27 protein-coding genes and 1 pseudogene are annotated in these 25,612 nt (G+C 71.4%); 15 read left to right on the forward strand and 13 right to left on the reverse strand.

Translation table 11 applies throughout. The features are described 5' to 3' along the window. Positions 1-62 precede the first annotated feature (62 nt). Positions 63-332, reverse strand: a pseudogene (locus ACQEVJ_RS22380) (hypothetical protein); the annotation flags it as partial. 11 nt (positions 333-343) lie between these two features. On the opposite strand from ACQEVJ_RS22380, the gene ACQEVJ_RS22385 reads away from it, so the two are divergent. Continuing rightward, positions 344-724, forward strand: a complete 381-nt coding sequence (locus ACQEVJ_RS22385; protein WP_433112890.1) for a GNAT family N-acetyltransferase — start codon at positions 344-346, stop codon at positions 722-724. A gap of 193 nt (positions 725-917) precedes the next feature. Here the strand turns inward: ACQEVJ_RS22385 and ACQEVJ_RS22390 are convergent, their stop codons facing one another. The 6 genes from ACQEVJ_RS22390 to ACQEVJ_RS22415 form a co-directional block, all read right to left on the reverse strand. After that, on the reverse strand, positions 918-1,505 hold the full coding sequence (locus tag ACQEVJ_RS22390) for a hypothetical protein (protein ID WP_433104005.1): 588 nt from the start codon (positions 1,503-1,505) through the stop codon (positions 918-920). 504 nt (positions 1,506-2,009) lie between these two features. Next, positions 2,010-3,401 carry a pyridoxal phosphate-dependent decarboxylase family protein gene (locus ACQEVJ_RS22395; protein ID WP_433104007.1) on the reverse strand — a complete coding sequence of 464 codons (1,392 nt, stop codon included), beginning with the start codon at positions 3,399-3,401 and terminating at the stop codon, positions 2,010-2,012. A 154-nt stretch (positions 3,402-3,555) separates the two neighbouring features. Further along, complete coding sequence (locus ACQEVJ_RS22400; protein ID WP_433104009.1) at positions 3,556-5,940, reverse strand: ATP-binding cassette domain-containing protein; 2,385 nt, start codon at positions 5,938-5,940, stop codon at positions 3,556-3,558. Positions 5,941-6,089: 149 nt separating this feature from the next. Next, positions 6,090-6,500, reverse strand: a complete 411-nt coding sequence (locus ACQEVJ_RS22405; protein ID WP_433104011.1) for a VOC family protein — start codon at positions 6,498-6,500, stop codon at positions 6,090-6,092. Between the two features lie 5 nt (positions 6,501-6,505). Continuing rightward, positions 6,506-6,955 carry a helix-turn-helix transcriptional regulator gene (locus ACQEVJ_RS22410; protein ID WP_433104013.1) on the reverse strand — a complete coding sequence of 150 codons (450 nt, stop codon included), beginning with the start codon at positions 6,953-6,955 and terminating at the stop codon, positions 6,506-6,508. 88 nt (positions 6,956-7,043) lie between these two features. Continuing rightward, positions 7,044-7,691 (reverse strand): TetR/AcrR family transcriptional regulator, encoded by a 648-nt coding sequence (locus ACQEVJ_RS22415; protein WP_433104015.1) that lies wholly within the window; start codon positions 7,689-7,691, stop codon positions 7,044-7,046. Positions 7,692-7,758: 67 nt separating this feature from the next. Here ACQEVJ_RS22415 and ACQEVJ_RS22420 point away from each other — a divergent pair, with 67 nt between their 5' ends. Continuing rightward, positions 7,759-8,337: an NADPH-dependent FMN reductase gene (locus tag ACQEVJ_RS22420; protein WP_433104017.1), complete on the forward strand. Its 579-nt coding sequence runs from the start codon at positions 7,759-7,761 to the stop codon at positions 8,335-8,337. Continuing rightward, positions 8,337-9,767: a DHA2 family efflux MFS transporter permease subunit gene (locus ACQEVJ_RS22425; RefSeq protein ID WP_433104019.1), complete on the forward strand. Its 1,431-nt coding sequence runs from the start codon at positions 8,337-8,339 to the stop codon at positions 9,765-9,767. Before ACQEVJ_RS22420 ends, ACQEVJ_RS22425 begins: the two co-directional genes overlap by 1 nt. Here ACQEVJ_RS22425 and ACQEVJ_RS22430 read toward each other — a convergent pair. Further along, positions 9,724-10,653, reverse strand: coding sequence for a LysR family transcriptional regulator (locus tag ACQEVJ_RS22430; RefSeq protein WP_433104021.1), 930 nt, complete (start codon positions 10,651-10,653; stop codon positions 9,724-9,726). The two genes, ACQEVJ_RS22425 and ACQEVJ_RS22430, sit on opposite strands and share 44 nt — an antisense overlap. 123 nt (positions 10,654-10,776) lie before the next feature. Here ACQEVJ_RS22430 and ACQEVJ_RS22435 point away from each other — a divergent pair, with 123 nt between their 5' ends. The 4 genes from ACQEVJ_RS22435 (at position 10,777) to ACQEVJ_RS22450 (ending at position 15,973) form a co-directional block, all read left to right on the forward strand. After that, positions 10,777-12,171, forward strand: a complete 1,395-nt coding sequence (locus ACQEVJ_RS22435; RefSeq protein ID WP_433104023.1) for an MFS transporter — start codon at positions 10,777-10,779, stop codon at positions 12,169-12,171. Between the two features lie 192 nt (positions 12,172-12,363). Beyond that, entirely contained in the window at positions 12,364-13,563 is a 1,200-nt protein-coding gene (locus ACQEVJ_RS22440) for an ATP-binding protein (RefSeq protein ID WP_433112892.1), read from the forward strand. Positions 13,564-13,739: 176 nt separating this feature from the next. Continuing rightward, positions 13,740-14,684: an RNA polymerase sigma-70 factor gene (locus ACQEVJ_RS22445; RefSeq protein WP_433104025.1), complete on the forward strand. Its 945-nt coding sequence runs from the start codon at positions 13,740-13,742 to the stop codon at positions 14,682-14,684. Positions 14,685-14,776: 92 nt separating this feature from the next. After that, positions 14,777-15,973 (forward strand): NAD(P)/FAD-dependent oxidoreductase, encoded by a 1,197-nt coding sequence (locus ACQEVJ_RS22450; RefSeq protein WP_433104027.1) that lies wholly within the window; start codon positions 14,777-14,779, stop codon positions 15,971-15,973. Positions 15,974-16,228: 255 nt separating this feature from the next. Here ACQEVJ_RS22450 and ACQEVJ_RS22455 read toward each other — a convergent pair whose 3' ends face one another. Then, positions 16,229-16,771, reverse strand: coding sequence for a hypothetical protein (locus ACQEVJ_RS22455; RefSeq protein WP_433104029.1), 543 nt, complete (start codon positions 16,769-16,771; stop codon positions 16,229-16,231). Between the two features lie 126 nt (positions 16,772-16,897). Between ACQEVJ_RS22455 and ACQEVJ_RS22460 the strand changes: the two genes are divergently transcribed. From ACQEVJ_RS22460 to ACQEVJ_RS22475, 4 genes are all read left to right on the forward strand, one after another. Continuing rightward, on the forward strand, positions 16,898-17,263 hold the full coding sequence (locus ACQEVJ_RS22460) for a hypothetical protein (protein WP_433104031.1): 366 nt from the start codon (positions 16,898-16,900) through the stop codon (positions 17,261-17,263). 219 nt (positions 17,264-17,482) lie between these two features. Next, entirely contained in the window at positions 17,483-18,454 is a 972-nt protein-coding gene (gene rsgA / locus ACQEVJ_RS22465) for a ribosome small subunit-dependent GTPase A (RefSeq protein WP_433104033.1), read from the forward strand. After that, positions 18,451-18,981 carry an SAM-dependent methyltransferase gene (locus ACQEVJ_RS22470; protein ID WP_433104035.1) on the forward strand — a complete coding sequence of 177 codons (531 nt, stop codon included), beginning with the start codon at positions 18,451-18,453 and terminating at the stop codon, positions 18,979-18,981. Before rsgA ends, ACQEVJ_RS22470 begins: the two co-directional genes overlap by 4 nt. Further along, complete coding sequence (locus ACQEVJ_RS22475) at positions 18,972-19,175, forward strand: hypothetical protein (RefSeq protein ID WP_433104037.1); 204 nt, start codon at positions 18,972-18,974, stop codon at positions 19,173-19,175. Before ACQEVJ_RS22470 ends, ACQEVJ_RS22475 begins: the two co-directional genes overlap by 10 nt. A 603-nt stretch (positions 19,176-19,778) precedes the next feature. Here the strand turns inward: ACQEVJ_RS22475 and ACQEVJ_RS22480 are convergent. Further along, entirely contained in the window at positions 19,779-20,996 is a 1,218-nt protein-coding gene (locus tag ACQEVJ_RS22480; protein ID WP_433104039.1) for an alpha/beta hydrolase family protein, read from the reverse strand. A 159-nt stretch (positions 20,997-21,155) separates the two neighbouring features. On the opposite strand from ACQEVJ_RS22480, the gene ACQEVJ_RS22485 reads away from it, so the two are divergent. The 3 genes from ACQEVJ_RS22485 to ACQEVJ_RS22495 are packed head-to-tail and all read left to right on the forward strand — an operon-like array spanning position 21,156 to position 23,268. Beyond that, positions 21,156-22,310: a sensor histidine kinase gene (locus tag ACQEVJ_RS22485; protein ID WP_433104041.1), complete on the forward strand. Its 1,155-nt coding sequence runs from the start codon at positions 21,156-21,158 to the stop codon at positions 22,308-22,310. Next, positions 22,307-23,011: a response regulator gene (locus ACQEVJ_RS22490; protein WP_433104043.1), complete on the forward strand. Its 705-nt coding sequence runs from the start codon at positions 22,307-22,309 to the stop codon at positions 23,009-23,011. Before ACQEVJ_RS22485 ends, ACQEVJ_RS22490 begins: the two co-directional genes overlap by 4 nt. After that, complete coding sequence (locus ACQEVJ_RS22495) at positions 23,008-23,268, forward strand: hypothetical protein (protein WP_433104045.1); 261 nt, start codon at positions 23,008-23,010, stop codon at positions 23,266-23,268. The genes ACQEVJ_RS22490 and ACQEVJ_RS22495 overlap by 4 nt, the downstream gene beginning before the upstream one ends. Here ACQEVJ_RS22495 and ACQEVJ_RS22500 read toward each other — a convergent pair. Next, positions 23,220-24,080: a TIGR03619 family F420-dependent LLM class oxidoreductase gene (locus ACQEVJ_RS22500; RefSeq protein WP_433104047.1), complete on the reverse strand. Its 861-nt coding sequence runs from the start codon at positions 24,078-24,080 to the stop codon at positions 23,220-23,222. The genes ACQEVJ_RS22495 and ACQEVJ_RS22500 overlap by 49 nt on opposite strands. Further along, the gene (locus tag ACQEVJ_RS22505; protein ID WP_433104049.1) at positions 24,077-24,613 is read right to left on the reverse strand and encodes a nuclear transport factor 2 family protein; all 537 of its coding nucleotides are present in this window, start codon (positions 24,611-24,613) and stop codon (positions 24,077-24,079) included. The genes ACQEVJ_RS22500 and ACQEVJ_RS22505 overlap by 4 nt, the downstream gene beginning before the upstream one ends. A gap of 233 nt (positions 24,614-24,846) precedes the next feature. Between ACQEVJ_RS22505 and ACQEVJ_RS22510 the strand changes: the two genes are divergently transcribed. Then, positions 24,847-25,035 carry a hypothetical protein gene (locus ACQEVJ_RS22510; protein ID WP_433104051.1) on the forward strand — a complete coding sequence of 63 codons (189 nt, stop codon included), beginning with the start codon at positions 24,847-24,849 and terminating at the stop codon, positions 25,033-25,035. A gap of 71 nt (positions 25,036-25,106) precedes the next feature. On the opposite strand, the gene ACQEVJ_RS22515 is transcribed toward ACQEVJ_RS22510, so the two are convergent. Then, positions 25,107-25,478 (reverse strand): hypothetical protein, encoded by a 372-nt coding sequence (locus tag ACQEVJ_RS22515; RefSeq protein ID WP_433104053.1) that lies wholly within the window; start codon positions 25,476-25,478, stop codon positions 25,107-25,109. Between the last annotated feature and the right edge of the window lie 134 nt (positions 25,479-25,612).

The raw sequence follows: 25,612 nt of genomic DNA on the forward strand, positions 1-25,612 counted from the left end.
ACATTTGCCTGGCGAGTAGCCGGGGGCATCTCAGCCCCCGGATACTCGCCAGAAAGGTATTCTCACTTCAACTCACCGACACTCTCCTGCTCGTGCTCGCGCTGACCGTCGCCCGAGTGCGACCGGCGCAGCCCGTCCAGCACGAGGGTGATGACACCGTCGGCCTCGGCCCGCCAACCGGGGCGGTCATGGGCCGCACCGATGCCATGCAGCGCCATCATCACGGCACCGGCACCCACGTCGTCGCGAACGGCGCCGTCCCGCACGGCGGCGGCCACCAGGTCGGTGACAGCTTGCTCCAGCGCCCGGCTGCCCTCGGCGAGGGCAGCCGAGCGGCGTAGACCTGCTCATCGTCGAACTGGACGGCCGGGTGATCGGCGACCTGACACTGAAGGTCCAGGACGGTTGGGCCCAGGAAGAGGTCGCTGACCAGGCGGAAAGCGTCCAAGGAGAGCTCGGGTGGACGCTCGATCCCTCCTACGGCGGCAAGGGCTACGCCACCGAAGCGGTACGCGCCCTCATCGAGATCTCCTTCAAGAGTCTTGGCCTGCGCCGCCTGCACGCGGACTGCTTCTACGACAACGAATCCTCGTGGCGGCTGATGGAGCGGGTCGGGATGCGCCGCGAACAGCACACGGTGAGAGACTCACTCCACCGCACCAAGGGATGGCTCGACGGTCTCTCATACGCGCTCCTGGCCGAGGAATGCCCCGCCCACGAGTGATGACGGCGGAGACGCTTGGGAGCCCTCGCCGGGACGAAGATCACGCTGTCACTCATACACGCGGCCGCTCTCCTACCGGCGCTGCGGCTGGAACCCAAGGACGCCACCGCGCCGGCACGGCTCAGTGCGTGGGGTGAAGCGCGGTGAGAGGTGCCGGACTTGGATCTCGAAGAGTCCATGACCGGTCACAGGGTCAGGGGCCGGCCAAAGCAGTGATCAGCTTGCGGGCAGCGGCTCTCGACAAGCGCCGCAATGCCTGGCCGGTCCTTTCGTCGGCTCCGCGCGGCGCGATCTCAGTGCCGTGGACCACCGCGTTGTACGCGGTGTCGAATCGCTCGCGCCCGACCCTGCCGACCAGCGTGGTGAGGTACTTCACCTGCTTGTCGGTGGCCGGGCCGGGCTCCGCTTCGGGGCGACGTTCGCGCCGTTTGGCAGCGGTGGGGGGCGCCGGTCGTTGAGGGATCGCTGGGGTAGCCTCGCCCCGGTCGATGACCTTCACCGGCTCCGGCCAGCCCAGGCCGGGTTTGCCGGTGACGGCCTCCCAGAGGGCATCGGTGGTCAGCGCGGATTCGTCGACGTCCTCGGTCAGGCCCGGGCCGATCAGGGCAACCCAGCCGGTGCCGGAGCGCACCACGGTGAATCCGGCCGGTTCGGCGTGCTCGGTGACCCAGTTCAGGCCGCACCTGCAGTGGGTGTCGTGGTAGCGGCGCCACTTCGAGCCGAGCGCCTCGTACACGAGTTTGTCGCCGTAGCGCTTGGTGTCGCGCGTAAATCCCGACATCACAGCAGCGTTCCACGAGTTGCCGACAGTTTCGCCCTGCTCGACCGACGCTGTGCCTTGGACTGGCGATCGCCTTACCGTGATTGCACTGAGACATCGGTCGGACGGCGCTCCATTACCGCAGGTCAGGCACTACTTCGTTGGAAATTTCTTCATTGCTACCGGGACCCCTCGATCGTGCGCGTCGTAATCGTCGTCATGACTGGACCGTAATGATCACCGAGCTCCGGTCGGGCCGGCGTTCACCGCTGGCAGAACAGTGCGGGTGTGCCTCTGAAGTGCGGCGATGGCTCACAAGATCCGTCACAAACCCCGTTCCCGCGGCAGCGTTATCGGATCACCTGCCCTGGCCACGGTGCTGGAGGTGGACTTGCCGGGTCTTCCGCCGGGGGTACACCTCGCGCTGGACGAGCAGGTCAACGGCCCCACCACCACCGCCGAGCGACGACACACCAGCTCGCGGACCCGCGACTTCCCCTTAGCGGAATTTCCGGCCACATATCATCACGACCCCGGGCCGGTGGCTTCCAGGTCGGCGATGCGGGTGATCGCGGCGACCGACCGGTCCACGTCCGCCTCGGTCGTGGTGGCGTTCGACACCGAGATCCGCATCAGTCGCCGTCCCCGCCAGGTCGTGCCACCCGCCCAGCAGGTGCCGTCCGCCTGCACCGCCGCCACCACCCGGTCGGTGCGCGCGTCGTCGCCGAAGCCCACCAGCACCTGGTTGAGGACCACCTCGTTGACCACCTCGAACCCGGCCGAGGTCAGGCCCTCGGCGAACCGGCAGGCCAGCGAGCAGCAGCGGTCGACCAGTGCCGCGACCCCGTCGCGGCCCAGTTCCCGCAGTCCGGCCCACACGGCGAACCCGCGCGCGCGACGCGAGGATTCTGCGGTGAGATCCGCTCCCGCATGTGCGCCGCCCGAACCGGTCAGGTAGGGGGCGGCGTAGGACATCGCCGCCGCATGCACGGCGGGCCGTGCGCAGAACGCGAAGCCCGAGTCGTACGGAAGATTCAGCCATTTGTGGCCGTCGCAGGCCCAGGAGTCGGCCAGTTCCACCCCGTCCACCAGGTGCCGGGTCGTGGGGCTCGCCGCGGCCCACAGCCCGAACGCCCCGTCGACATGCACCCACCCACCGTGCCGGTGGACCAGTTCGCACGCCTCCCGCAGCGGGTCGCAGGCGCCGGTGTTCACGTTGCCGGCCTGGAGGCACACGATGGCGGGGCCCGGGGGGCCGGCTCGCAGCACATCCCGCAGCGCCCCGAGGTCGATGTCGCCGTTCGGCCCGGCGGGCACTGGATCCAGCACGTCCGTCCCGAGGCCGAGCAGACGCAGCGACCGGTCGATGGTCCCGTGTCGCTCCTCCCCCGCGATCACCCGGATCGGCGGCGCTCCGATCAGCCCGCGCCGTTCCACGTCCCAGCCCACGTCCGCCAGCACCTGGTGCCGGGCGGCGGCGAGCCCGACGGTGTTGGCCGCTTGGCCGCCTGTCACGAAACCGGCCGACGCCGACGGCGGGATCCCCAGCAGCTCCTTCAGCCAGGCGCCGGCGGCAGCCTCGGCCGCGATGGCCGCCGGCGACGTGACGGCGTTGGTCGCGATCTGGTCCCAACCGGCGGCGAGGATGTCGGCCGCGGTCGCGGCCGGCGACGCGCCGCCGACCACGAAGCCGAAGTATCGCGGGCCGGCGCTCGCGACCAGGCCGGGCTCGGCCGCGGCGAGCAGGTCCGCCAGCACCTGTTCCGGCGGGGAAGGGGCCGGGGGCAGCGGGCCGGAGAACGCGTCGGCCAACGCATCCTGGTCGATCGGCACTCCGACCGGCCGGTCGGGCAACGACCGCCGGTAAGCGGCCGCGTGGTCGGCGGCCGAGCGGAACAGACGACTCAGTTCCTCCACCGACGCACCCTATCTCCCGAGATTCTCCCGAGATCCTCCCAATCCCTCTGATCCCCCGGACCGCATAGCCCCGGGCCCCGCCTGCCAGGACCTCGGCGGCGGCCCGGACCGGCCCGTACGCCCGCCGAAGCGGGCCCGCGCCCGGTCTGCTGGGTCAGGCGCCGACGTAGGCCGCGAGGTGCTCGCCGGTGAGGGTGGAGCGGGCGGCGACGAGATCGGCCGGGGTGCCCTCGAAGACGATCCGGCCACCGTCGTGACCGGCGCCGGGACCGAGGTCGATGATCCAGTCGGCGTGCGCCATGACCGCCTGGTGGTGCTCGATGACGATGACCGACTTGCCGGAGTCGACCAGCCGGTCCAGCAGGCCGAGCAACTGCTCGACGTCGGCGAGGTGAAGGCCCGTGGTCGGCTCGTCGAGGACGTAGACGCCGCCGTTGGCGCCCATGTGCGTGGCCAGCTTGAGCCGCTGCCGCTCACCGCCGGACAGCGTGGTGAGCGGCTGGCCGAGGGTGAGGTAGCCGAGCCCGACGTCGGCGAGCCGCTTGAGGATGGCGTGCGCGGCCGGTGTGCGCGCCTCGCCGGCGCCGAAGAACTCCTCGGCCTCGGTCACCGGCATCGCGAGCACCTCGCTGATGTCGCGGCCGCCGAGGTGGTACTCCAGCACCGATGCCTGGAACCGCTTCCCCTCGCACTCCTCGCAGGTGGTGGCGACCCCCGCCATCATCGCCAGGTCGGTGTAGATGACGCCGGCGCCGTTGCAGGTGGGGCAGGCGCCCTCGGAGTTGGCGCTGAACAGCGCAGGCTTCACGCCGTTCGCCTTCGCGAACGCCTTGCGGATCGGGTCGAGCAGCCCGGTGTACGTCGCCGGGTTGCTGCGCCGCGAGCCCTTGATCCCGCCCTGGTCGATCGAGACCACATTCGCGCCGGCCGGGATCGAGCCGTGGATCAGCGAGCTCTTGCCGGAGCCGGCGACACCGGTCACGACGCACAGCACGCCGAGCGGGATGTCGACGTCGACGTCCTGGAGGTTGTTGGCCGTCGCACCGCGGATCTCCAGCGCACCGGTGGGCTTCCGCACGGTCTCCTTGAGGACGGCTCGGTCGTCGAAGTGCCGGCCGGTGACGGTGCCGCTTGTCCGCAACCCCTCGACGGTGCCCTCGAAGCAGACGGCGCCGCCCGCCGTGCCGGCGCCGGGGCCGAGGTCGACGACGTGGTCGGCGATCGCGATCATCTCCGGCTTGTGCTCCACGACGAGCACCGTGTTGCCCTTGTCCCGCAGGCGCAGCAGCAGGTCGTTCATCCGCTGGATGTCATGCGGGTGCAGGCCGGTGGTCGGCTCGTCGAAGACGTACGTCACGTCGGTGAGCGACGACCCGAGGTGGCGGATCATCTTGACGCGCTGCGCCTCACCGCCCGACAGCGTGCCCGACGGCCGGGCGAGGCTCAGATAGCCCAGCCCGATCTCCACGAACGAATCGAGGGTCTGCTGCAGTGTGGCGAGCAGCGGCGCGACCGACGGCTCGGCCAGGCCGCGCACCCACTCGGCCAGGTCGTTGATCTGCATCGCGCAGGCGTCGGCGATGCTGATCCCCTTGATCTTCGAGGACCGGGCGGGCTCGCTGAGCCGGGTGCCGTCGCACTCGGGACAGGTGGTGAACGTGACCGCCCGCTCCACGAACGCCCGGATGTGCGGCTGCAGCGTTTCGACGTCCTTGGACAGGAACGACTTCTGGATCCGCGGGATCAGCCCCTCGTAGGTGAGGTTGATGTTGTCGACCTTGATCTTGGTCGGCTCCTTGTGGAGCAGGTCGTGGAGCTCCTTCTTGGTGAACTCGCGAATCGGCTTGTCGGGATCGAAGAAGCCGCAGCCGCTGAAGATGCGGCCGTACCAGCCGTCGATGCTGTAGCCCGGGATCGTGAGCGCGCCCTCGTTGATCGACTTGCTGTCGTCGTACAGCTGGGACAGGTCGATGTCGGTCACCGATCCCATGCCCTCGCAGCGCGGGCACATGCCGCCGGTGATGTTGAACTCGCGCCGCTCCTTCACGGTCTTGCCGCCGCGCTCGAGTTTGACCGCGCCCGCTCCGCTGATCGAGGCGACGTTGAAGGAGAACGCCTGGGGCGAGCCGATGTGCGGCTCCCCGAGCCGGCTGAACAGGATGCGCAGCATCGCGTTGGCGTCGGTGGCGGTGCCGACCGTGGAGCGGGGGTTGGCGCCCATCCGCTGCTGGTCGACGATGATCGCCGTGGTCAGCCCGTCGAGCACGTCCACCTCGGGCCGCGCCAGCGTCGGCATGAACCCCTGCACGAAGGCGCTGTACGTCTCGTTGATCAGCCGCTGCGACTCCGCGGCGATCGTGTCGAACACCAGAGAGCTCTTACCCGAGCCGGAGACGCCGGTGAACACCGTCAGCCGGCGCTTCGGGATCTCGATGCTGACGTCCTTGAGGTTGTTCTCGCGCGCGCCGTACACGCGAATCAGGTCGTGGGTGTCGGCGACGTGCAGCTCAGGGGACTGCGCGTCCGTCCTCGTGGCCATGCTTATCGTGTTCTCCATGTGTTCAGGCGGGGGCCGCCTTCGCGGTCTTCGCCGGCGTCGCCAGGCTCGATTCAAACAGCTTCGAGCGGTACGTCTGGTCCTCTCGCCGGCACGGGGCAGACGCGGCACCAGCGGTGCGGCGTGGCGGTTCAGCGCAGTTCGTTGATGCGGATCATGTTGCCGGCGGGATCGCGGAAGGCGCAGTCGCGAACCCCGTACGGCTGCTCGGTCGGCTCCTGCACGACCTCGGCGCCGCGGGCCCGCAGCCGGTCGAAGAGGCCGTCGAGGTCCTCGGCGGCCAGGGTGATCATGGCGTAGGTGCCCTTGGCCATCATCTCGGCGATCGTGCGGCGCTCGTCGTCGGTGATGCCGGGGTTGCCGTCCGGCGGGTACAGGACGATGGACGTGCCGGGCTGGTTGACGGGGCCGACCGCGATCCAGCGCATCCCGCCGTAACCGACGTCGCTGCGGACCTCGAAGCCGAGGGCGTCACGGTAGAAGGCCAGGGCCGCGTCAGCGTCGTCGTGCGGGAGGAAGGTCGAGTGAATGGTGACGTCCATGGTAGTCACGCTAGCTGCGGCTCTGCGACTCGCGCTTCTCGATTCCTGACCGGCCTGGTCACCTGTTTCGCCACACACGGCGGCATCCCGGCCGTCGCGCTCGCCGCCTGGCGCCGGTAGGTGCTGGGCGGCACACCGACCAGCTCGGTGAAGCGGGTGCTGAAGGTGCCCAGCGACGAGCAGCCGACCGCGAAACAGACCTCGGTGACGCTCAGGTCGCCACGACGCAGCAGCGCCATCGCGCGCTCGATCCGCCGCGTCATCAGATAGCTGTACGGCGACTCGCCGTAGGCGAGCCGGAACTGGCGGCTGAGGTGCCCGGCGGACATGTTCACACCGCGGGCGAGCGCCTCGACGTCCAGCGGCTGGGCGTACTCCCGGTCGATCCGGTCACGGACGCGGCGCAGCAGCGCGAGATCGCGCAGGCGCTGTGCCGAGGCGGGTTTGCTGCTCACGCGGGAATCGTATGTCGCGCCACCGACAATACAGCATGCCGGTAACCCACACCCATCGCCTGACCTGCGGCGCGTCGGGGGCCGCCGTTCAGTCCCCCGTCCTGCGGTAACCGTCCAGGAAGGCCCGTACGCCTGCGGTCACCATGTCCGTGATCTGCTCGCCGGTGAGCGGTCCCTCGGCGGACCGGGTGGATGCCTCGAACGTCGCCAGAGCGATGAAGTGCAGCGCCGTGCGCTGCGGGTCGGCGATCCGGAGCAGGCCCTCGAAGGCCAGCTCCCCCAGGCGGCGGACGACCTCGCCCCGTACGCGCAGCGGTCCGGCCTCCTGCCACTCCTCCAGCAGGTGGCGGGGGAAGTGCGGCCCCTCCACGTTGATCATCTGGACGAGCGCGAAGTGCTCGGGAAAGTCGACCCGATGGGCGACCAGCGCGCGACCGACGGCGACGAGCCGCTCCTCAGGCCCGGTGGCCTCGCGCAGCCCGCGCTCGACGTACTCGGCGAAGCCGTCGGCGACCCGGGTCGCGCTCTCGGCGAGCACCACCGAGAACAACTGCTCCTTGCTGCCGAAATGCTTGTAGAGCGTGCGGGTCGAGACGCCCGCCTCGCGGGCGATGGCGTCGGTGGTGGTGCGGGCGTACCCGTCGCGGCCGAAGACGGTGCGGGCGGCCCGGGTGATGGCCTCGTTCTTGGCCGGCCGTCCACGCCTCGGACCGTCCGGCCGATCTGACCCGTCCACTTGCCCTCCATCGGGGTTACGCTAATTTTTGCCGTACACGGTTTACTTTACCCTCGGAGGGGACGTCATGCAGTCCGAACTCACCGTCGCCGTCATCATGGGAAGCGTCCGGCCGGGCCGCCGGGGCGAGGCCGTCGCACACTGGGTGCAGGGGCGTGCCGCGCACCGGAAGGGCCTCGCGGCCGAGGTCGTGGACATCGCCCACTACAACCTGCCGGTGCTGGACGAACCCTGGCCCGCCGCCCACGGACGGTACGACAGGCCGCACACCAAGGCGTGGGCGGACGCGATCGCGCGCTTCGACGCGTACGTCTTCGTGACCCCCGAGTACAACCGGTCGATCCCCGGCCCGTTGAAGAACGCGATCGACTACCTGTACCGGGAGTGGCACAACAAGGCCGCCGGTTTCGTCAGCTACGGCATCGACGCGGGCGGCGCCCGCGCGGTCGAGCACCTGCGTGTGGTCATGGGCGAGCTGCAGGTCGCCGACGTCCGGGCGCAGGTGGCGCTGTCGCTGTCGGCGGATTTCGACGGAGAGGCCTTCACCCCCGGCCCCCGGCGCGATCGGGAGCTGGACGTCCTGCTCGACCAGCTCACCGCCTGGGGCGGGGCGCTGCGGGCCCTCCGGCGTCCGGCGGCGGCGTGATGACCGCTCCCGCCGCCGCCGGCATGAGGGCCGGCGACGCGCCCATCCCCTGGCCCGTCTGGCGGCTCGCCCTGGTGATGGCGTTCGGCGCGTTCATGAGCCAGCTCGACACCTCGGTCGTCAACGTCGGCCTCGGCACCATCGCGACGGATCTGCGCGCCGGCCTCGGCGACGCCCAGTGGGTGGCGAACGCGTACCTGATCGCCCTGGGCCTGTCGCTGCCCGCGTGCGGCTGGCTCGGGCGGCGGTACGGCGCCGGGCCGGTCTGGCTCGCCTCGCTCGCCGGGTTCACCCTCACCTCCGGGTTGTGCGCCCTCGCGAGCGACATCGGCTGGCTGGTCGCGTTCCGCGTCGCGCAGGGGCTCACCGCCGGCCTGCTCCTGCCCGCCGGGCAGACCGTGCTCGGCCTGGCGGTCGGCACACACCGCCTCGGCCGCGTGATGGCGACCCTCGGCATCGCGGTCACGCTCGCGCCCGCGCTCGGCCCCGCCCTCGGCGGCCTCGTCCTGCACCTCGGCTCCTGGCCGTGGCTGTTCCTGGTCAACCTCCCCCTGGGCGCGCTCGGCCTGTATCTCGGCCTGCGTCACGTGCCGCGCGAGCGGCCACCCGTGCGGCCCGGCCGTCTCGACTGGCCGGGGCTGCTGCTCGTCGCCGCCGGCGTCCCGCTCCTGATCTACGGTCTGAGCGCCTGGGGCGAGCGCGGCGCCTCCTCCAACGGATTCGGCGGCGGACTGGGCCCGGTCGCCGCCGGCGCCCTCGCTCTCGCCGCGTTCGCCTGGCACGCGCGCCGCACCGCCCATCCGGTGCTCGACCTGCGACTGTTCGCCAATCCGGCGTACGCCGCCGCCACGGTGACCGCCGCGCTCACCGGGGCCGCGATGTTCGGCGCCACGCTGCTGTTCCCGCTCTACTTCCAGGTCGGCCGGGACACCGGGGTGACCGGGACCGGGCTGGCGCTGATTCCGCTCGGCCTCGGCACCGCCCTGCTCCTGCCGGTGAGCGGCCGGCTCGTGGACCGCTTCGGCGGTGGCATCGTCAGCGTGTACGGCGGCCTCGCCGCCGTGGCCACCACCGTGCCGTTCGCGCTGCTCGACTTGGACATGAACACGATCGCGGTGGAGGGCCTGCTGCTGCTGCGCGGCATGGCGCTCGCGGTCGCCGTGACGCCGGCCGGCATCGCGGCCTATCAGGCGGTCGCCCCCGAGCAGCTCGCGGACGCCACGACGCAGGTCAACATTCTGCAGCGGCTGGGCGGCGCGCTCGGCGGGACCGTGTTCGCCGTGGTGCTCACCGCCCGGCTGCCCCACGGGGTGGAGGGCGCTTTCCACGCCGCCTTCTGGTGGCTCACCGCCGCCTCCGTGCTCGGCCTCGCGGCGGCGGCCTGGCTCACCGCCGCGCAGCGCCGTGATCGGCGGGCGGAGGGAGGCTGACCGCCTCGGAGGCGGCGCTCGCGTACAGGATCTCGCGCATGCCGGGGAGGGCCTCGCGGTCTTCCCGCCACACCAGGCGCAGGCTCAGGCCGGGGACGTCGAGCGCGAGCCGGGCGAGGGCGCTGGCGGCGACCTGGTCGGCGACCGCGAACCACGGCAGCAGAGTGATCCCGAGCCCGCGCTCGGCCCACGCCCGCATGACGGGCACGCCGCCCGCCCGCACCCGCTCCACCCGGTCGCCCAGCAGGCGCTCCCCCGCCAGCCAGAACGAGCACGCGGGCACGTTGACCAGCAGCCGCTGGCCGTACAGGTCCTCCTCCCGCAGCCGGGACGAGGCGGCCAGCGGATGGTCCGGCGCGGAGACCAGCGCGAGCGGCACGGGATCGAGGTCGAGGAAGGCCAGCGGCGCGGCCGGCGCTCCGAAGCCGAGCCCGCCCAGATCATTCCCGGTGTCGAGCAGCAGCGCCGCGTCGAGGTCCGCGGCGGCGACCGCGTCCAGGAGCCGGTCGCGGACGCCGTCCGAACGCACCTCCACCACGAGGTCGGGACGGCGCTCGGCCAGCCGGGCCAGGACCGCGGGCACGTACACGGCCGCGATCGTCTCCAGCGCGCCGAGCCGCAGCACCGGGCGGGCCTCCACGACGTCGCGCCGGGCCTGGTCGGCCTGGTCCAGCAGGCGGCGCGCCCAGCCGCGCAGGCGCTCGCCCGCCGAGGTCAGGCGCATCCCCCGGGGACCCCGCTCGAACAGCGCGACTCCGAGGTCCCGTTCCAGCGTCCTGATCTGCTCCGACACCGACGACGGCGCGAGATCCAGTGCGACGGCGGCATCGGTGACGGTCCGATGTGTCACAACCGCCTCGAAGGTGCGCAACTGCCGCAGTTCCATGCCCCACCGAACGGGCCCGGAGCGTTCGGTTATTCCGAACTCTCCCTGCGGCCGGGCCGGTGGAGCCGCACAGTCGGGGGCTCCACAGTGAACCCAGGTCGTCTACCTCCTGGAGATTCCCTGATGACATCCCCCGTTTCCGCCCCGGCCGCGCCGCCCGTACGGCCCGCACCCGCCCGGGCCCGCGCGCTGGCCGGGATCGCTCTCGGCTATTTCATGGTGCTGCTCGACACCACCGTCCTGTCGGTCGCCGAGCCCGACCTCGCCCGGTCCTTCGGCGGCGCGGGCGTCGCCGGGCTGCAGTGGACCGTGACCGGCTACACCCTCGTGTTCGGCGCCGCGCTGCTGACGGCCGGGTCGGTGGCCGACAGGTACGGCGCGCACCGCGTGTTCCGGGTGGCCGTCGCCGCCTTCGGCCTCGGCAGCCTGCTGAGCGCGTTCGCGCCGTCGCTGTGGGCGCTCGTCGGGCTGCGGGCGCTGCTCGGCCTGGCCGCCGCGGGCTGCGTCCCCGCGTCGATGGCCATGATCGCCCGGTTGTACCCGGTGCCCGCCGAGCGGGCCAGGGCGGTGGCCGTCTGGGCGGCGACCAGTGGCGCAGCGCTCGTGGCCGGTCCGGTGGCCGGCGGGGCGCTGACCGACCTGGCGGGCTGGCGGGCGATCTTCCTGATCAACGTCCCTGTCGCCGCCGTCACCCTCGCGTTCACGGCCGGAGCGGCCGTACGCTGCCCGCGCGGCGACCGGCGTATCGACTGGGGCGCCCAGATTCTGGCCTGCGCGGCGGTGGCGCTGCTGACCGACACGCTGATCGCGCTCGGCGCCCACTCCTTCGTCCACGCCGCCTGGTCGGCGGGCGCCACTGCCGTGGCGGCGTGCGCCTTCGCCGTACGGGAGCGGCGCGGCCATGCACCGGTCCTGGCGCCCGCCGTGCTGCGGACACCCGGTGTCCCCGGCGCGCTGCTGGCGGGGGCGGCGGTCAACTTCGCGATGAGCGGGGTGTTGTTCGTGCTGCCGCTGCTCTTCCAGCAGGCGCTGGGCCTGACACCGGGACAGATTGGGGCGGCGCTCCTGCCCATGACGCTGCCCTTCGCCGTCAATCCGCTGCTGACCGGCAGGATCGTCGTCAAATCCGGGCCACTGCCGCCGGTGCTGGCGGGGCTCGGCCTGCTCGCGGCCGGCGGCGTCGCGTTCGGCGCGGCCGTCTGGGCGGGCGCCTCCTACCCGTTCCTGCTGGCCGGGCTGGTGGCCACCGGCTTCGGTGTGTCGTTCGCGCTGCCCGCCCTGGCGACCCTGGTCGTGACCGCGGCTCCCGAAGGCACCGCCGGCGCGGCCGGTGGACTGCTCAACGCGGCCCGGCAGTGCGGCGCCACGATCGGCGTCGCCGTGACGGGCGCGTTCGTGACCGTCGGCGTCCCCGATCAGGGACACCACGGCGCGGCGTACGCGCTGGTCGTGCCGTCCGTGGTCTGCGCCGCGGCGGCCGTCGCCGTCGCCCGTACGGCCCGGCGCCCGGCCGGATGAGGCACCGCCGACAGACGGTCGTCGTGATGGCCGCGGGCGCGTTCATCGCCATTTCCGTCGCCCGTTCGGGGGCTTATCCCGTTGACCCGCGGCCTCGCGGGAATGGGACACAGCACGGCCGCGGTACGGACGGCCGGGAGTCGTGCCGACTGCGGGGGCTGGAATACGGGGTGCGAGAAGGGCACCGTGGTCATGTGGTCAGAGATCGACTATGAGGCGGTGTTCAGGGCCGGCCAGGCCCCCTCGATGCTGCTGACCCCCGATTTCGTCGTGCTCGCCGCGAACGACGCCTGTCTCAACCTGGCCGGGCGCAGCGCGCGGGACGTGCTGGGCCGCAATCTGTTCGACGTCTTCCCGCCCAACCCCGCGGCGCCGCAGGACGCCGAGCAGCAGGGGGCGCGGATGCTGCGAGACTCCCTGGAGCAGGTGGTGACCACCCACCGCCGGGACTTCATGCCCCTGCAGAGGTACGACGTCGAGGCGGCGGGCCGGCCCGGCGTGTTCGAGGAGCGCTATTGGAGCACGGTCAACACTCCCGTGCTCGGCCCGGACGGCGAGGTCCGGTGGATCGTCCTCAGCAGCGAGGAGGTCACCGACTTCGTCCGCGTGCTGCGGCGCTCCGGCGTGGGTGGCGAGCAGGACTCCCTGACCATGCGCCTGCAGACCCTCAACGACCAGCTCAGGCAGGCGCACCGGGAGCAGCGCGAGACGACCTCCGCGCTGCGCGAGGCCATCGAACGGCAGCGCCGGCTGGTCCACGACGCCTCCCACGACCTGCGCAACCCCAGGACGGGCCTGCTGACCGAGTTGGAGGTCGCGCTGTCCGAACCCGGCATCGACCTGCAGCCGATCTTGCGCAAGCTGCTGCGCGACGCCGAACGGCTCAACGACATCGTGGCCGACCTGCTCGACCTCGCCCGGCCGGACAGCGAGACGCACGAGGACGAGCGCCTGATCGATCTCGGCGAGTTCGTCAGCGAGGAACTGGACCGCCGCACCCCGCGCGCCGCCGTCCTCACCCGCCTCGACCCGCACGTGTACGTACGCGCCGCGGCGATCCGCCTGGCCCGCCTGCTGGGCAACCTCATGGCCAACGCCGAGCGGCACGCTCAAACCAAGATCGAGGTCGTCGTCACCGCCGACCCTCCCGACGCCGTCCTGGAGGTCCTCGACGACGGACCGGGCATCCCGCCGGAGGACCGCGAACGCGTCTTCGAGCGCCACTACCGGCGGGAGGAGGCCCGCGTACGGGATCCCGGCGGGTGTGGGCTCGGCCTGCCCATCGCGCGGGAGATCGCCCAGGAGCACGGCGGCCGGCTGTACGTCGCCGAACACCACGACGGAGCCCGTCTCGTCCTGCGTCTTCCCCTCGCCAACGAGCGAAGCGCCTGAAAAGATGCCGCAGAAAAGACGCCGCTGAGGAGGCGTCGCGTCATCCGGGGGGCTTTCCGTCCGACCCAGACCTGCCAACCGGCCTGCTCAAGACGCGGCGAGCACCTGCTCGGCGCCCTTCGACAGACCCGAGCCCGGCTCCGAGGAGTACGCACCGCCCGATCTAGGATCGGGTCATGCCCTTGACCGTGGACCACGTCGACCGGTTCGAGGCCTCCAGGCCGCGCCTGGAGGCCATCGCCTACCGCCTCCTCGGCTCCGCCGGTGAGGCCGAGGACGCCGTGCAGGAGACGTTCCTGCGCTGGCAGGCCACCGACGTCGACCACGTCGAGGTCCCCGAGGCCTGGCTGACGAAGGTTCTCACCAACCTGTGCCTCAACCAGCTCACCTCCGCGCGGGCGCGCCGCGAGACCTACGTGGGCCAATGGCTTCCCGAGCCGCTGCTCGCCGGGGACCCGATGCTCGGTCCGGCCGACACCGCCGAGCAGCGCGAGTCGGTCTCGTACGCGGTCCTCACCCTCATGGAGCGCCTGTCCCCCAACGAGCGGGCGGTGTACGTGCTGCGGGAGGCCTTCGACTACCCGCACCGGGAGATCGCCGAGATCCTCGACATCACCGAGGCCGCCAGCCAGCAGATCTTCCACCGCGCCAAGAAGCACGTCGCGGACGGCAAGGCCCGCACCGAGATCGGCGAGGCCGTCACCCGGCGCGTCGTCGAGGAGTTCCTGGCGGCCGCCACCAGCGGCCAGATCGAGCCGCTTGTGCGCCTGCTCACCGAGGACGCCATCGCGATCGGCGACGGCGGCGGGAAGATCCCGGCCCGTGCCAAGGCGTTCGAGGGCGCCGTCGCGGTCGCGAAGTTCCTGCGGGGCCTGCTCAAACCCGCCGAGGTCAAGCGCGCCATGGTCGGCGGCACGCCCGAGATCTACATCTGGACCGCCAACGGCGACCCCGCCGTCGTGGCCGTCGTGGACGGCCGGGTCGTCGGCGTCATGTGCCTGGAGGTCACCGCCGAGGGCATCGCCGCCCTCCGCAATCAGGTCAACCCCGACAAGCTCGAACGCGCGACCGCGCACTGGGCGGCCGCCGACCACGGAGAGCCCCTGTTCAAGGCCTTCTGAGCGCTGTGTGAGGTGTTTCACATCGCGTTCCTGTCAGGAAACGGCGTGCTGCCCGGTTCAGGTGGCAAATCGCGCAAGACAGGAGCAAGGGCATGCAGCACCGCATCATCGTCCTCGGAGCGGGATACACCGGAGCCATCGCCGCCGGACGCCTCGCCAAGCGGCTCCACCGCGAGGACGTCGCCGTCACCCTCGTCAACGCCGAGCCCGACTTCGTCGAACGCGTCCGCATGCACCAGCTGGCGACCGGCCAGGACCTCAAGCCCCGGCCGTTCAGCGAGATGTTCGCGGGCACCGGCGTCGAACTGAGGCTCGCGAAGGTCACCGGTGTCGACGTCGACCGCAAGACGGTCGCCGTCGTCGACGCGAACGGCGCCGAAGAACTCGCCTATGACACGCTCGTCTACGCCCTCGGCAGCGGCTGGAACGCCCAGGACGTCCCCGGGGCCGCCGAGCACGCCTACGAGATCGCCAGCCGGCCCGGAGCACTCCGGCTGCGCGAGCGCCTCGCCCGCCTCGACGCCGGGCAGACCGTGGTCGTCGTCGGTGGCGGCCTCACCGGCCTGGAGGCCGCGACCGAGATCGCCGAGGCCCGCCCGGACCTCGACGTCGCCCTCGCCGTCGGCGGCGGCCTCGGCGACTGGCTGTCGCCCAAGGGCCGCGAGCACCTGCGGAAGGTCTTCCGCACGCTCGGGATCACCGTGCACGAGCACGCCGCCGTCACCGGCGTCGAAGCCGGCCGCGTCACCACCGCCGACGGCGCGGCCATCCCGGCCGCGGTCACCGTGTGGACCACCGGCTTCGCGGTCCACCCGATCGCGAAGGCGACCGCCCTGGAGGTCACCGGCACCGGCCAGATCGTGGTCGATGGGACCATGCGCTCGGTCTCGCACCCGGACGTGTACGCCATCGGCGACGCGGCCATGGCGATGGGGCCCGGGAACAAGCCGCTGCGCATGTCGTGCGCCTCGGGAACTCCGGCCGCGTGGCAGGCCGCCGGTGCGATCGCGGCGCGTCTGACCGGCGGGAAGCTCCCGAACGTGCCGATCCGCTACTTCAACCAGTGCATCTCGCTGGGCCGCAAGGAGGGTTTGATCCAGTACGTCACCGCCGACGACCGCAGCGTGCGGGCGGTCCTGACCGGGCGGCTGGCCGCGGTCTACAAGGAACTGGTCTGCAAGGGCGCCGCCTGGGGCGTCGCCAACCCGACGTTCGGGCTGCCGACCCGGCGCCGCCGCGTCACGCGGGAGCGGGCCGTGGCGGGTTCGGTCGTCAAGGAGCCGGCGTAGAGAGAAGCGCAGTGTCTCGGGGTCGAGGCCGTCGGGGGCCAGGGCGACGCGGGCGCGGGCCGGTGGCTGATCAACTCCGTGGTGATGGCGGCGACGTGGGGCAACGGCGACAAGGGCCTGCCCGCACAGGCAGCCGGCTGACCACGCATACCGCTACGCCGGGCGGCGGGCCCGCGCCGTCCGGCGTCCCCTCACTTCACCGCGCCAGAGTGCTCCCGCTACCAGCCGACAACCAGCGGTGCTCAATGCCGCCTACTACGGCGGGGTGTTCATCTTCAGCCTGTACCTGCAGCAGGAGCGCGGGCAGTCGGCGCTGCACGCGGGTCTGATGTTCATACCGATGACGGCGCTGGTCGCAGTGGTGAACCTCGCCTCGGCGAAGGTGGCCGGGCTGGTGGCGCTGCTCACCGTCGGCGCGCACACCAATGTGTGGGAGGTGGCGGCGCTGATGGTGCCGGTCGGCCTCGGCGGGGCGCTGACGGTGCCGGCGCTGGCGGGCCGCTGCCACCCGAGCAGATCGCGGCCCTGGCCCGTGACCTCGCCGGGCGCGCCGATCGCGCACCTGCTGCAGCTCTCGACCTGGCCCGACGGCATCTGCGTCGAGGCGCTGCCGCTGTCGACCCGCACGTACCACAGCCTGATACGCAAGGCCTGTTCACGATCGGCGACCTGCGCCGCACGAGCGACGACGAGCTCGCCGAGTTGCGCAACGTCGGCCGCACCCAGCTCGACGAGCTGCGCGCGGTGGCCGCAGCCGTACGGGACCTCGCCGGGCCCGCCGCCCAAGCCGCGGCTCACCCCACGTCAGGAGACGGCCGCCCGGATCGCCCCTGGACGGCCCGGGGCCGGTGAAAGCGGACCTGCAGGAAGGGGTCGCCGTAGTACTCGGCCGGGGATCTTCGGGCTCTGGCAGGAGGTTGCTGGGTGGTCGCTCCGGTGTTCACGGACGAGGAGCTGGGAGGCCTGCGGAGGTTCCCGGAGATCGGCAGGGAGGAGCTGTTCCGGTTCTTCACGGCGGTCGACTCGGTGTACCTGGAGTGGAGGCGCCTGCACCGCACCGGCATGCGCAAGGTCCAAGAAGGCTGGACGCTCTCCACGAGCGGAACCGCGTCTGCCGGGTCCACGTCTCCAACGTGCCGCCCGAGCGGCGCCGACGTTCACTGGTACAGTAATTGCAGCAGCGACAATCTGTTCGCTTACGGAGACGAAGGAGGTGAGTTGATGACTGTCGTGGAGACCACCGCTGTGCGCGGTGCCCGGACCATCCTCACTTCCCGGGCCTCGTCCTGACCTTCGCCTGCCTTCCTCCCTGTTGGGAGTAGTCCCGGCACGCCTGCCGTCCGGCGGGGCCCCCTTTCAAGGGTCTCCACGTTGTTTCATCAACGCACTTCACACCGATCTTCTCTCTCTTCTCCTGCGCGCGTTCTGACTCTGGCCGACTACGGCTGGGACGCCGAACGTGAGCGTTCCTTCACCCCGTCGGGGGCCGCCGGACTGGTTCCGGGCCGCGTGGTGCGGGCCGAGCGCGGCCTGTGCGACGTCGTCGTCGAGACCGGGCCCGTCCGCGCGGTGGTCGTCCCGGGCACCGGTGATCGGCTGACGCCGTGCACCGGTGACTGGGTGGCCGTCCGGCCGGCCACCGCGGCCGTCCCCGCCACCGTCGTCGAGGTACTGGAGCGCCGGACCGCCGTGGTCCGCTCCACCGCGTCGCGCGACTCCCAAGGCCAGGTACTGGCCGCGAACGTCGACACCGTGGCGGTGACCGTCTCGCTCGCCGACCCGCTCAAGCTCGGGCGGATCGAGCGGATGCTCGCCCTGGCCTGGGAGAGCGGCGCCACGCCCGTGGTGGTGCTCACCAAGGCCGACCGGTCCACCGATGCCGCGTCGGCGGCGTCCGAGGTGGCCGAGGTCGCACCGGGTGTGGAGGTGCTGGTCACCAGCGCCGCCACCGGCGAGGGCATGGACGCCCTCGCCGCCGACCTGTCGGGCACGGTCGTCCTGCTCGGACCCTCGGGCGCGGGCAAGTCCACCCTCGGCAACCGGCTGCTGGGCGAGAACCGCCTGGCCACCGGCGCGGTACGCGACAGCGACGGCAAGGGCCGGCACACCACCGCCTGGCGGGAGCTGCTGCCGCTGCCCCATGGCGGAGTCCTGCTGGACACCCCAGGCCTGCGCGGTGTGGGCCTGCACGATGCCGACGAGGGCCTGGACCAGACCTTCGCCGAGATCACCGAGCTGGCGCGGGACTGCCGCTTCGCGGACTGCGCCCACACCACCGAACCGGGCTGCGCCGTCCTGGCAGCCATCGACGACGGCCATCTCACCCGGCGGCGCCTCGACAGCTACCACCGGCTTCAGCGCGAGAACGCCCACGCCGCCTCCCGCACCGACGCCCGGCTGCGCGCCGAGCTGGAGCGGCCGAAGAAGCACGGCGCGCGCCTGCGACGCGCCATCAAGCAGTCCCCGAATTTCAAGGCATGACGGAAAGGAATCTGGTCATGGACCTTCCCCGCATCTTCACCATCCGCGAGAGCGGCCACCGCATCCACGACCCGCTGACTCCCGAGAAGCTCGCCGCCCTGGGCGAAGCGCTCCACCTCGCCCCCGGGACACGGGTGCTCGACCTGGCCAGCGGCTCGGGCGAGATGCTGTGCACCTGGGCACGCGACCTGGGCTTCACGGGCACCGGGGTGGACATCAGCACGGTCTTCACCGCCCAGGCCCAGGCCCGCGCCGCCGAACTCGGCGTCGCCGACCGGGTCGAGTTCGTCCACGGCGACGCCTCCGGCCATGTCGCGGACCAGCCGGTCGACCTGGCCTGCTGCGTCGGCGCCGCCTGGATCGGGAACGGCGTCGCCGGAACGGCCGAGCTGCTCAGCCGCAGCCTCCGCCCCGGAGGCCTGATGCTGATCGGCGAGCCCTACTGGCGGCGGACCCCTCCGGACGAGGAGACCGCCAAGGCCTGCCACGCCACCAGCATCGCCGACTTTACGACGTCGTGGAAATGATGCTGGCCGACCAGGACAGCTGGGACCGGTACGCCGCAGCCCAGTGGCTCACCATGCGCCGCTGGCTCGACCAGAACCCCGACGACGAACTGGCCCCCCAGGTACGCGCGGAGCTCACGACCGAGCCCGCGCGCTACGCGCGCTACACGCGTGAATACCTCGGCTGGGGAGTCTTCGCCCTCATGAAGCGCTGACGCTCCCGTCCCGTGCGGGACCGGACACCACACCATCCGGGCCCCGCACGGGGCACGTCGTCACCGCGGCATGGCGGGGGCGGCACGAGCGAGGCGACACTCGCTCCCCCTCCAGGCCCTGATCGGCCTTTGAGGAGTCTGAGTTAGAAATCGGCGCCAGCCGGTGGGCGCTCGGAGAGGCCCGCGAGGAGGATCGGACCGGATTCTGGCGGTAGCGGGGGCGGCTGAAAGACGTGGCGGACAGACTCCGAGGCTGCCGGTAGAAGGAGCAGTGGGGGACCAAATCCGGCGCTACGGAGCGATTGTGCTCCGAGCGCCGGATCCGGTTTCTGAGCGTCGACAGCAGCCTTGGCTTGGTCTCAGGGCCGGGTTTGTGTCACCGCGCGCTGCGGGCTTGCCATGACTGTGCCGCCGGGCCTTTGGCCATGTCCGTGAAGTAGCTGTCGTGTTGGACGAAGAAGGCGATCCGTTCCTTGTCGCTCATGCCGGCGAGGTGGCTGATCCCTCGAACGGTGTCATGGGGTCGGCCGGTGTGTCGGCGGAGCGGAAAAGTGCGCTGGTCTCTCCCTGGTCTCCGTCATAGCGAGGCGGTGCAGTGCGCGGTCAGCGGGTGTAGGTCACCTCGGGGAAGCCGGGGGTCGGCCCCTCAAGGAGCGGGCTCCTCTTCCCGCGCAGGTGCAGGTCGAAGAACGCCCGCGGGTAGGCCCTTTGGAAGGCCAGAGCGCGTGCGGTGGGGATGGTGCCGACCGACTCCGTGACCTCCTCGGGCGCCAGCTTGATCAGCGGCGCGATCAGCGGAATGAGCTGGACATCGTCGCCGAAGGAGTTGTGCGCGGCGCCCTTGACGGTCAGGTTGAGCCGCCACCCGCGCAGCTTCGACCAGAACGTCTGCAGGGCCGGGTTCGTGGCCATCCCGCCCTTGCCTGGCGTGTCCACCACCATGTACGGCCGGTCCAGCCCGGCCCCGGCGACGGGGCCGATCACCGCGCCATCCAGGCCGAGCCCGGCCTTGATCCGCCGATCGGCGTACATGGCCGAGGAGGTGGACGTGCCGCCCAGCGAATGGCCGAACATCCCGATCCGCTTCAGGTCCAGCGCGCCCCGCAGTCCGCTGGGCAGGGGCCTGGCCTCGGCGTCGGGATTGCGGCCCGCGTTGAGCGCGGTCAGCTCGTTCAGGACGAAGCGGACGTCCTCGGCGCGCACCCGGGCGGCCTTGGCGTAGTCGGTGATCTCGCCGCCGGGGTTCTTCGCGACCCTGCCGCCGGGGAACTCCACGACGGCGGCGTCGTAGGTGTGGTCGATGGTCACCACCAGGTAGCCGCGGCTGGCCAGCTCTTCGACCACGCCGGTGCCGTACGAGCGCGAGGCGTTGGCCCCGGGCGAATACAGCACTACGGGAAGGCGGCCGAGGCGACCGTCGAGCGGCGCGCCCTGGCGTCCGTGCGTCGTGCCCAGCAGTAGCCTGCCGGGCGGCACGCCGATGTCGCGCAGGTAGCGTTCGGCGGCGGACGCGGGCATCCAGGGGGCGAGCGGATGACGATCCGCCTTTCGCGCCGGATACCACAGGCTGACCATCAGTTCCCGCTTGCGGACCGTCGGCACCCAGGGGTCTCGCCGGGAGCCGTCCACCAGGTGCAGTGCCACCGTGCCGATCCGATGCGGCCCCGTCGGGGCGGGCAGAACCAGTCTCACCGGGGACGCCGCCGGTCCGGCCGATCCCGCGGTCTTGGGCGGCGCGTCCGCGTGGGCGGCGCCCGCCGTGGTGGTCACGACGGCGGCCAGCACCGCCATGACGCCGATCATGAGTCGTGATCTGTGCATGCCGTCAACGCTCGCGCACGTGTCGCCGCCCGGCATCGGACGCGGGCACGAGCCTCGCATCGGCCCAGGAGGGTACGCCTGGGCCGGTTCCCGCCGACGGGTCATCCTTCAGGAGGAACTTTCTTCCACCCAGTGACCTGCGCCCTTTACGGTCGAGGGGTGACTGATCGCGATTCGCGCCCCCTGCTCGCGCGCCGGCTGCGCCGCGTCCACTGGGTCGCCGTGGACGCGGTCGCCGCGCTGCTGCTCGCCTTCGCCTTCGGCTTCGCCGCGAGCGCCCGCACGGGCCCGCCGGTCCTGCCGCTACTGGCGGTGGCTGTCGCCGCCCTCCCCGTCGCGGCCCGGCGGTCGTGGCCTGCGCCAGGGCTCGCCATATCGCTGGCGGGGGCCGCGGCGGGGCTGCTCATGGGCGTGGAGGCGTTGTACGTCCCCGTTGCTGTCATCTTGTACGCCGTCGGGTCGCTGGAGCCGCGGCGGCGGGCGATCGCCTGCCTTGTCCCGTCCCTGGCCGGGGTCGCGGCGGCAATGGCATCGGCCGGGGGATTCCTGTGGCCGGGCGGCCTTTCGGAAATCGCGTTCGGCTGGCTGCTGATGGGCCTGGCGTGGACGGCCGGCCTGGCGGTCCGGGAGCAGCGGCTGCACGCCGTACGAGCGGCGGAGCAGTCGGCCGCGCGGGCGGTGACGGGCGAGCGCCTGCGGATCGCCAGGGATCTGCACGACGTCATCGGGCAGAGCATGAGCCTGATCACGCTCAAAGCCGGGGTCGCCGGCATGGTCGCCGAGGCCCGACCGCGGGAGGCGCGTGAGGCGCTGCGGGTCATCGAGGCCACCGGTAGGGCGACAATGACCGAGATACGGGCTGTGCTGGGCATGCTGCGCTCGGGGGCCACCGACCCCACGCCCGAGGTATCAGGGGTGGCGGAGACGGCGCCCGCGCCCGGGCTGCGGGACCTGCGTGCGCTTGCCGCCCGCGCCGGCGTCGAGGTGGACCTGACCGTGAACCTCGACGTCGAGCCGTCCGAAGGGGTGGGCCTGGCCGCCTACCGCATCGTGCAGGAGGCGCTGACGAACGTGGTCAAGCACGCGGGCGCGGCCCGCTGCCGGGTGCGGATCACCTCGCCGGAGCCGGATGTGATGGAGGTCGAGGTGGACGACGAGGGGCCAGGCCTCCCCACCGCCGGTGACGGGTATGGGCTGATCGGCATGCGCGAGAGGTGCCTGATGTACGGCGGGAGCCTCACCGTCGGGCCCCGCCCGGAAGGCGGCTTCCGGGTGCTGGCCCGCCTGCCCTACGTACGTGGGGCGGCGTCGTGACCGGCACGATCCGGGTGGTCGTCGCCGACGATCAGCCGCTGCTGCGGGCCACGCTTACCATGCTGGTCGGCACCGCCCCCGACATGGTCGCGGTTGGCGAGGCGGGCACCGGTGGGCAGGCGGTGGAGGCGGCCGTCCGGCTGCGGCCCGACGTCCTGGTGATGGACGTGCGCATGCCCGGCATGGACGGTCTGGAGGCGACCCGCCTCATCCGCTCCGACCCCGCGCTGGCCGCGGTCCGCATTGTCATCCTGACCACGTTCGACCTGGACGAGTACGTCTTCCGGGGGCTGCGCGCGGGGGCCGCCGGCTTCCTGCTCAAGGACATTCCGCCGGCCGATCTGCTCGCCGCGATCCGTGTCGTGGCCTCCGGCGAGGCTTTGCTCGCCCCCACCGTCACACGCCGCCTCATCGCCGAGTTCGCGCGTCGCGACGAGACCGACGCGTTGATCGCCCGCGAGCTGAGCCAGGTCACCGACAGGGAGCGGCAGGTCCTGGCTCTCATCGCCCGTGGCCTGACCAACCCCGAGATCGCCGACCGGCTGGGGGTCAGCGTCTCCACCGTCAAGACCCACGTCCGCCGCCTCCTCGCGAAGCTGTCCGTCCACGACCGGGCCCAGCTCGTCATCGTGGCCTACGAGACCGGCGTGGTCTCCCCGGCGCGACGGCCGGGGCTGACCCAGCCCACGGACGCGTTGTGACCAGCCGGTTAGCCACCGATGTCCCCGTCCTCGTCCTGGTCGGCGGCACCCACGTCGGCAAGACGTCCGCCGCCTGCGCCCTGGCCAACGGCCACACGAAGAAGGACCCGCAGCACGACATGAGCGCGTACTACTTCCGCTGCCTGGATCAGGTGAACCCAGATCACCCCATGTCGGCAACGCCTCGCCCGTACTTCGTGAAGGCCTCCTACGCGGAGAAGGCGAGTTCGGCGAAAGCTTCGAGCTGCTCCAGATAATGGGCGAGCGACTCGTGCTTCACCGTGAGGTTGATGCGGGTGCCGCCCGCGCCGGCGGCGGTCTCGAGGAGTTCGGCGACCCTGTCGGGGGCGTTCAGGGCGTCGATGCGCTGGCCGGGGGTGAAGACCACGTCGAAGTCTGAAGGGAGCTCCACGGAGTCGAGCATCTGGCGCAGCTTCTCCGGCGACGGGCCGTGGAACGCCTGGGGGGCGGGAGCCCAGCCGTCAGCGAGGCTGGTCGCGCGGCGCAGGGCGCGCATGCTGTGGCCACCGACCCATAGCGGGACCTTGTCCTGGACGGCGTGCGGGTCGATCACCACCTCCTTGAACGAGAAGTACGGGCCGTCGTAGGAGGCGATGCGGGTGGACAGGCACGCGCGCAGGGCACGCAGAGCGTCGTCGGCGCGGGCTCCGCGGTCTTCGAAGGGCTTGCCCAGCAAGTCGAACTCGGCGCGCAGGCTGCCCACGCCCAGGCCGAGGATCAGCCGGCCGCCGCTGAGGTAGTCAAGGGTTCCGAAGCGCTTGGCCAGCTCAAGCGGGTGGTAGAAGGGCAGGACCAGCACGTACGGCAGGAAGCGCAGCCGTTCGGTATGCCCCGCGAGGAACGAGAACGTCGCGAGCGGGTCGTAGAAGCGCTCGCGCTGGGGGACGCCCTGCGGCACGGCGACGTGGTCAGGGCCGGTCATGAAGTCGAACCCGAGGCGGTCGGCGGTCTTGGCGACCTGGAGCAGTTCGGGAACCCCGGCGTGCTCCTCCCATGCGGGGCGGTTGCCGGAGAGGGCGAGGATGGGGGAACTGATACCGACTTTCATGAGTCCGCCTCCCAGGAAATGATGCGCTGTTGAAGCTGGATGAGAGGGTCTTGGTCGTCATGCCGTCCCGAGGGGCCGTCGCCCTCCTTGGCCATGAAGCGGCCGACCTCGGATCTGGTCCACTCGCGGACCGCCCAGCGCTCGGAGATGGCCCACCGGCCGTCCCGGTAGGTCATGTGATCGACGAAGCGCACCCCGCTGGTGAAGTTGGCACGGGCGCTGTCGGCCGGCTCGCCCCAATGGACGGAAGTGCCGTAGGTCTCCGAGACCGCCGCGTCTCCGTACAGTTCGACCAGGTGGTTGCCCAGGATGTGCATGGTCCCGCCGGTCCGGGCGCGGGCCCGGAGCTTGGGTTCGACCCAGGCGAGGTACTCCTCGACGGGCCCCGTGAAACCGGTGTGGTGGTCGATCGCGTCGGAGTGGTACGCCGAGCGCACCAGATCCATGTCGAGCCGGTCGACGCCCCGGCAGTACCGCAGGACGACCTCGTGGATCTCCTGCCGATCCGACCACTCCGAACGCTGCTGCGCCACGGCTTCCCTTTCGGTCCGGTTCTTCTGCGCAGGTTAGAAAGCCTCGCCAGATATGGGCGGCGGAGTCCCATTGACCGGAACCGACCGGGAAACCGTCGTCATGGAACGGCGAAGAGCCCGGCACTGAATCCGTCTTCGCCGTGTTCGGAATGGACTATTGGAGGCCGATGCTGCGGATCCGCTTTCGGCCTGGATGACGAGAATCCCCCAGATCGCATGAAGCGACATTGGCCTTGGCGTTCGACGAGGACATGACCACGCTCATCTCCACCACCGCAGATGCGACCACGCAAACGTGGCGTCTTCGTCTGCCTGCCGATCCTTTTGCCGCCATGTGCGCTCTGGCCGGTCGTTCGCTGACGGCTCAGGAATACAGCCAGTACGTGCCCGCAGGCGAAGCTTTCGCGAAAACCTGCCCGTGAAGCGGTCCGTTCTGGCGGAAGGGCCCCGGGACGTCCCGGAGCCCTGTCCGGAGGGTGCGGCCCGCGGAGGGTCAGCCGGTCGGGCGGATGCAGGTGTCCCCGACCCGCACCGGCGACAGCTGCCCGAACGCCCACGACCACCCGAACAGCACCTGCTGCTGGTCCGCCACGCAGAAGCTGGAGCGGCCGATGACCTGACCCTGCTGGTCGAGCCGATCCACCTCGAAGGAGTGATACTTGCCGTCGTACGGCTGGCAGTTGGCGTACCCGACCGCCGCGAACTGCGGAGTGCCGGGAAGGCCGACGATCTTGACGAAGTGGCGGCCCCCTTGCGCGCAGATGGCCGGGTCCGCGGGCATCGCCGAGGCCGGCTGCGCCATGGCCAGGACGCTCGCGCCGGCCAAGGCCAGAGCCCCCAGTAAAGCGCCTGTTCGTTTCCTCATGTCTCTCCCCCGTACGTCGTGCCGGCCGGTTTCGGCCGGCTCTCGCGACCAGAGTCCCCATGGCCACTTGTCGACGTATTGGAGAACACTTGTAAAGCTCGGCGTCCGTATCCGGCGAAATTCGGCGACCACAC

It is taken from the genome of Microbispora sp. CA-102843 (assembly GCF_050936215.1).
GTDB lineage: Bacteria > Actinomycetota > Actinomycetes > Streptosporangiales > Streptosporangiaceae > Microbispora.

What these genes read in the sequence shown, in the direction of transcription:
- ACQEVJ_RS22390 (WP_433104005.1), bottom strand. Translation starts at nt 1,505, where the DNA reads ATGTCGGGATTTACGCGCGACACCAAGCGCTACGGCGACAAACTCGTG.
- ACQEVJ_RS22400 (WP_433104009.1), bottom strand. Translation starts at nt 5,940, where the DNA reads ATGGCCACGAGGACGGACGCGCAGTCCCCTGAGCTGCACGTCGCCGAC.
- ACQEVJ_RS22405 (WP_433104011.1), bottom strand. Translation starts at nt 6,500, where the DNA reads ATGGACGTCACCATTCACTCGACCTTCCTCCCGCACGACGACGCTGAC.
- ACQEVJ_RS22420 (WP_433104017.1), top strand. Translation starts at nt 7,759, where the DNA reads ATGCAGTCCGAACTCACCGTCGCCGTCATCATGGGAAGCGTCCGGCCG.
- ACQEVJ_RS22425 (WP_433104019.1), top strand. Translation starts at nt 8,337, where the DNA reads ATGACCGCTCCCGCCGCCGCCGGCATGAGGGCCGGCGACGCGCCCATC.
- ACQEVJ_RS22430 (WP_433104021.1), bottom strand. Translation starts at nt 10,653, where the DNA reads ATGGAACTGCGGCAGTTGCGCACCTTCGAGGCGGTTGTGACACATCGG.
- ACQEVJ_RS22435 (WP_433104023.1), top strand. Translation starts at nt 10,777, where the DNA reads ATGACATCCCCCGTTTCCGCCCCGGCCGCGCCGCCCGTACGGCCCGCA.
- ACQEVJ_RS22440 (WP_433112892.1), top strand. Translation starts at nt 12,364, where the DNA reads ATGTGGTCAGAGATCGACTATGAGGCGGTGTTCAGGGCCGGCCAGGCC.
- ACQEVJ_RS22445 (WP_433104025.1), top strand. Translation starts at nt 13,740, where the DNA reads ATGCCCTTGACCGTGGACCACGTCGACCGGTTCGAGGCCTCCAGGCCG.
- ACQEVJ_RS22450 (WP_433104027.1), top strand. Translation starts at nt 14,777, where the DNA reads ATGCAGCACCGCATCATCGTCCTCGGAGCGGGATACACCGGAGCCATC.
- ACQEVJ_RS22470 (WP_433104035.1), top strand. Translation starts at nt 18,451, where the DNA reads ATGACGGAAAGGAATCTGGTCATGGACCTTCCCCGCATCTTCACCATC.
- ACQEVJ_RS22480 (WP_433104039.1), bottom strand. Translation starts at nt 20,996, where the DNA reads ATGCACAGATCACGACTCATGATCGGCGTCATGGCGGTGCTGGCCGCC.
- ACQEVJ_RS22500 (WP_433104047.1), bottom strand. Translation starts at nt 24,080, where the DNA reads ATGAAAGTCGGTATCAGTTCCCCCATCCTCGCCCTCTCCGGCAACCGC.
- ACQEVJ_RS22515 (WP_433104053.1), bottom strand. Translation starts at nt 25,478, where the DNA reads ATGAGGAAACGAACAGGCGCTTTACTGGGGGCTCTGGCCTTGGCCGGC.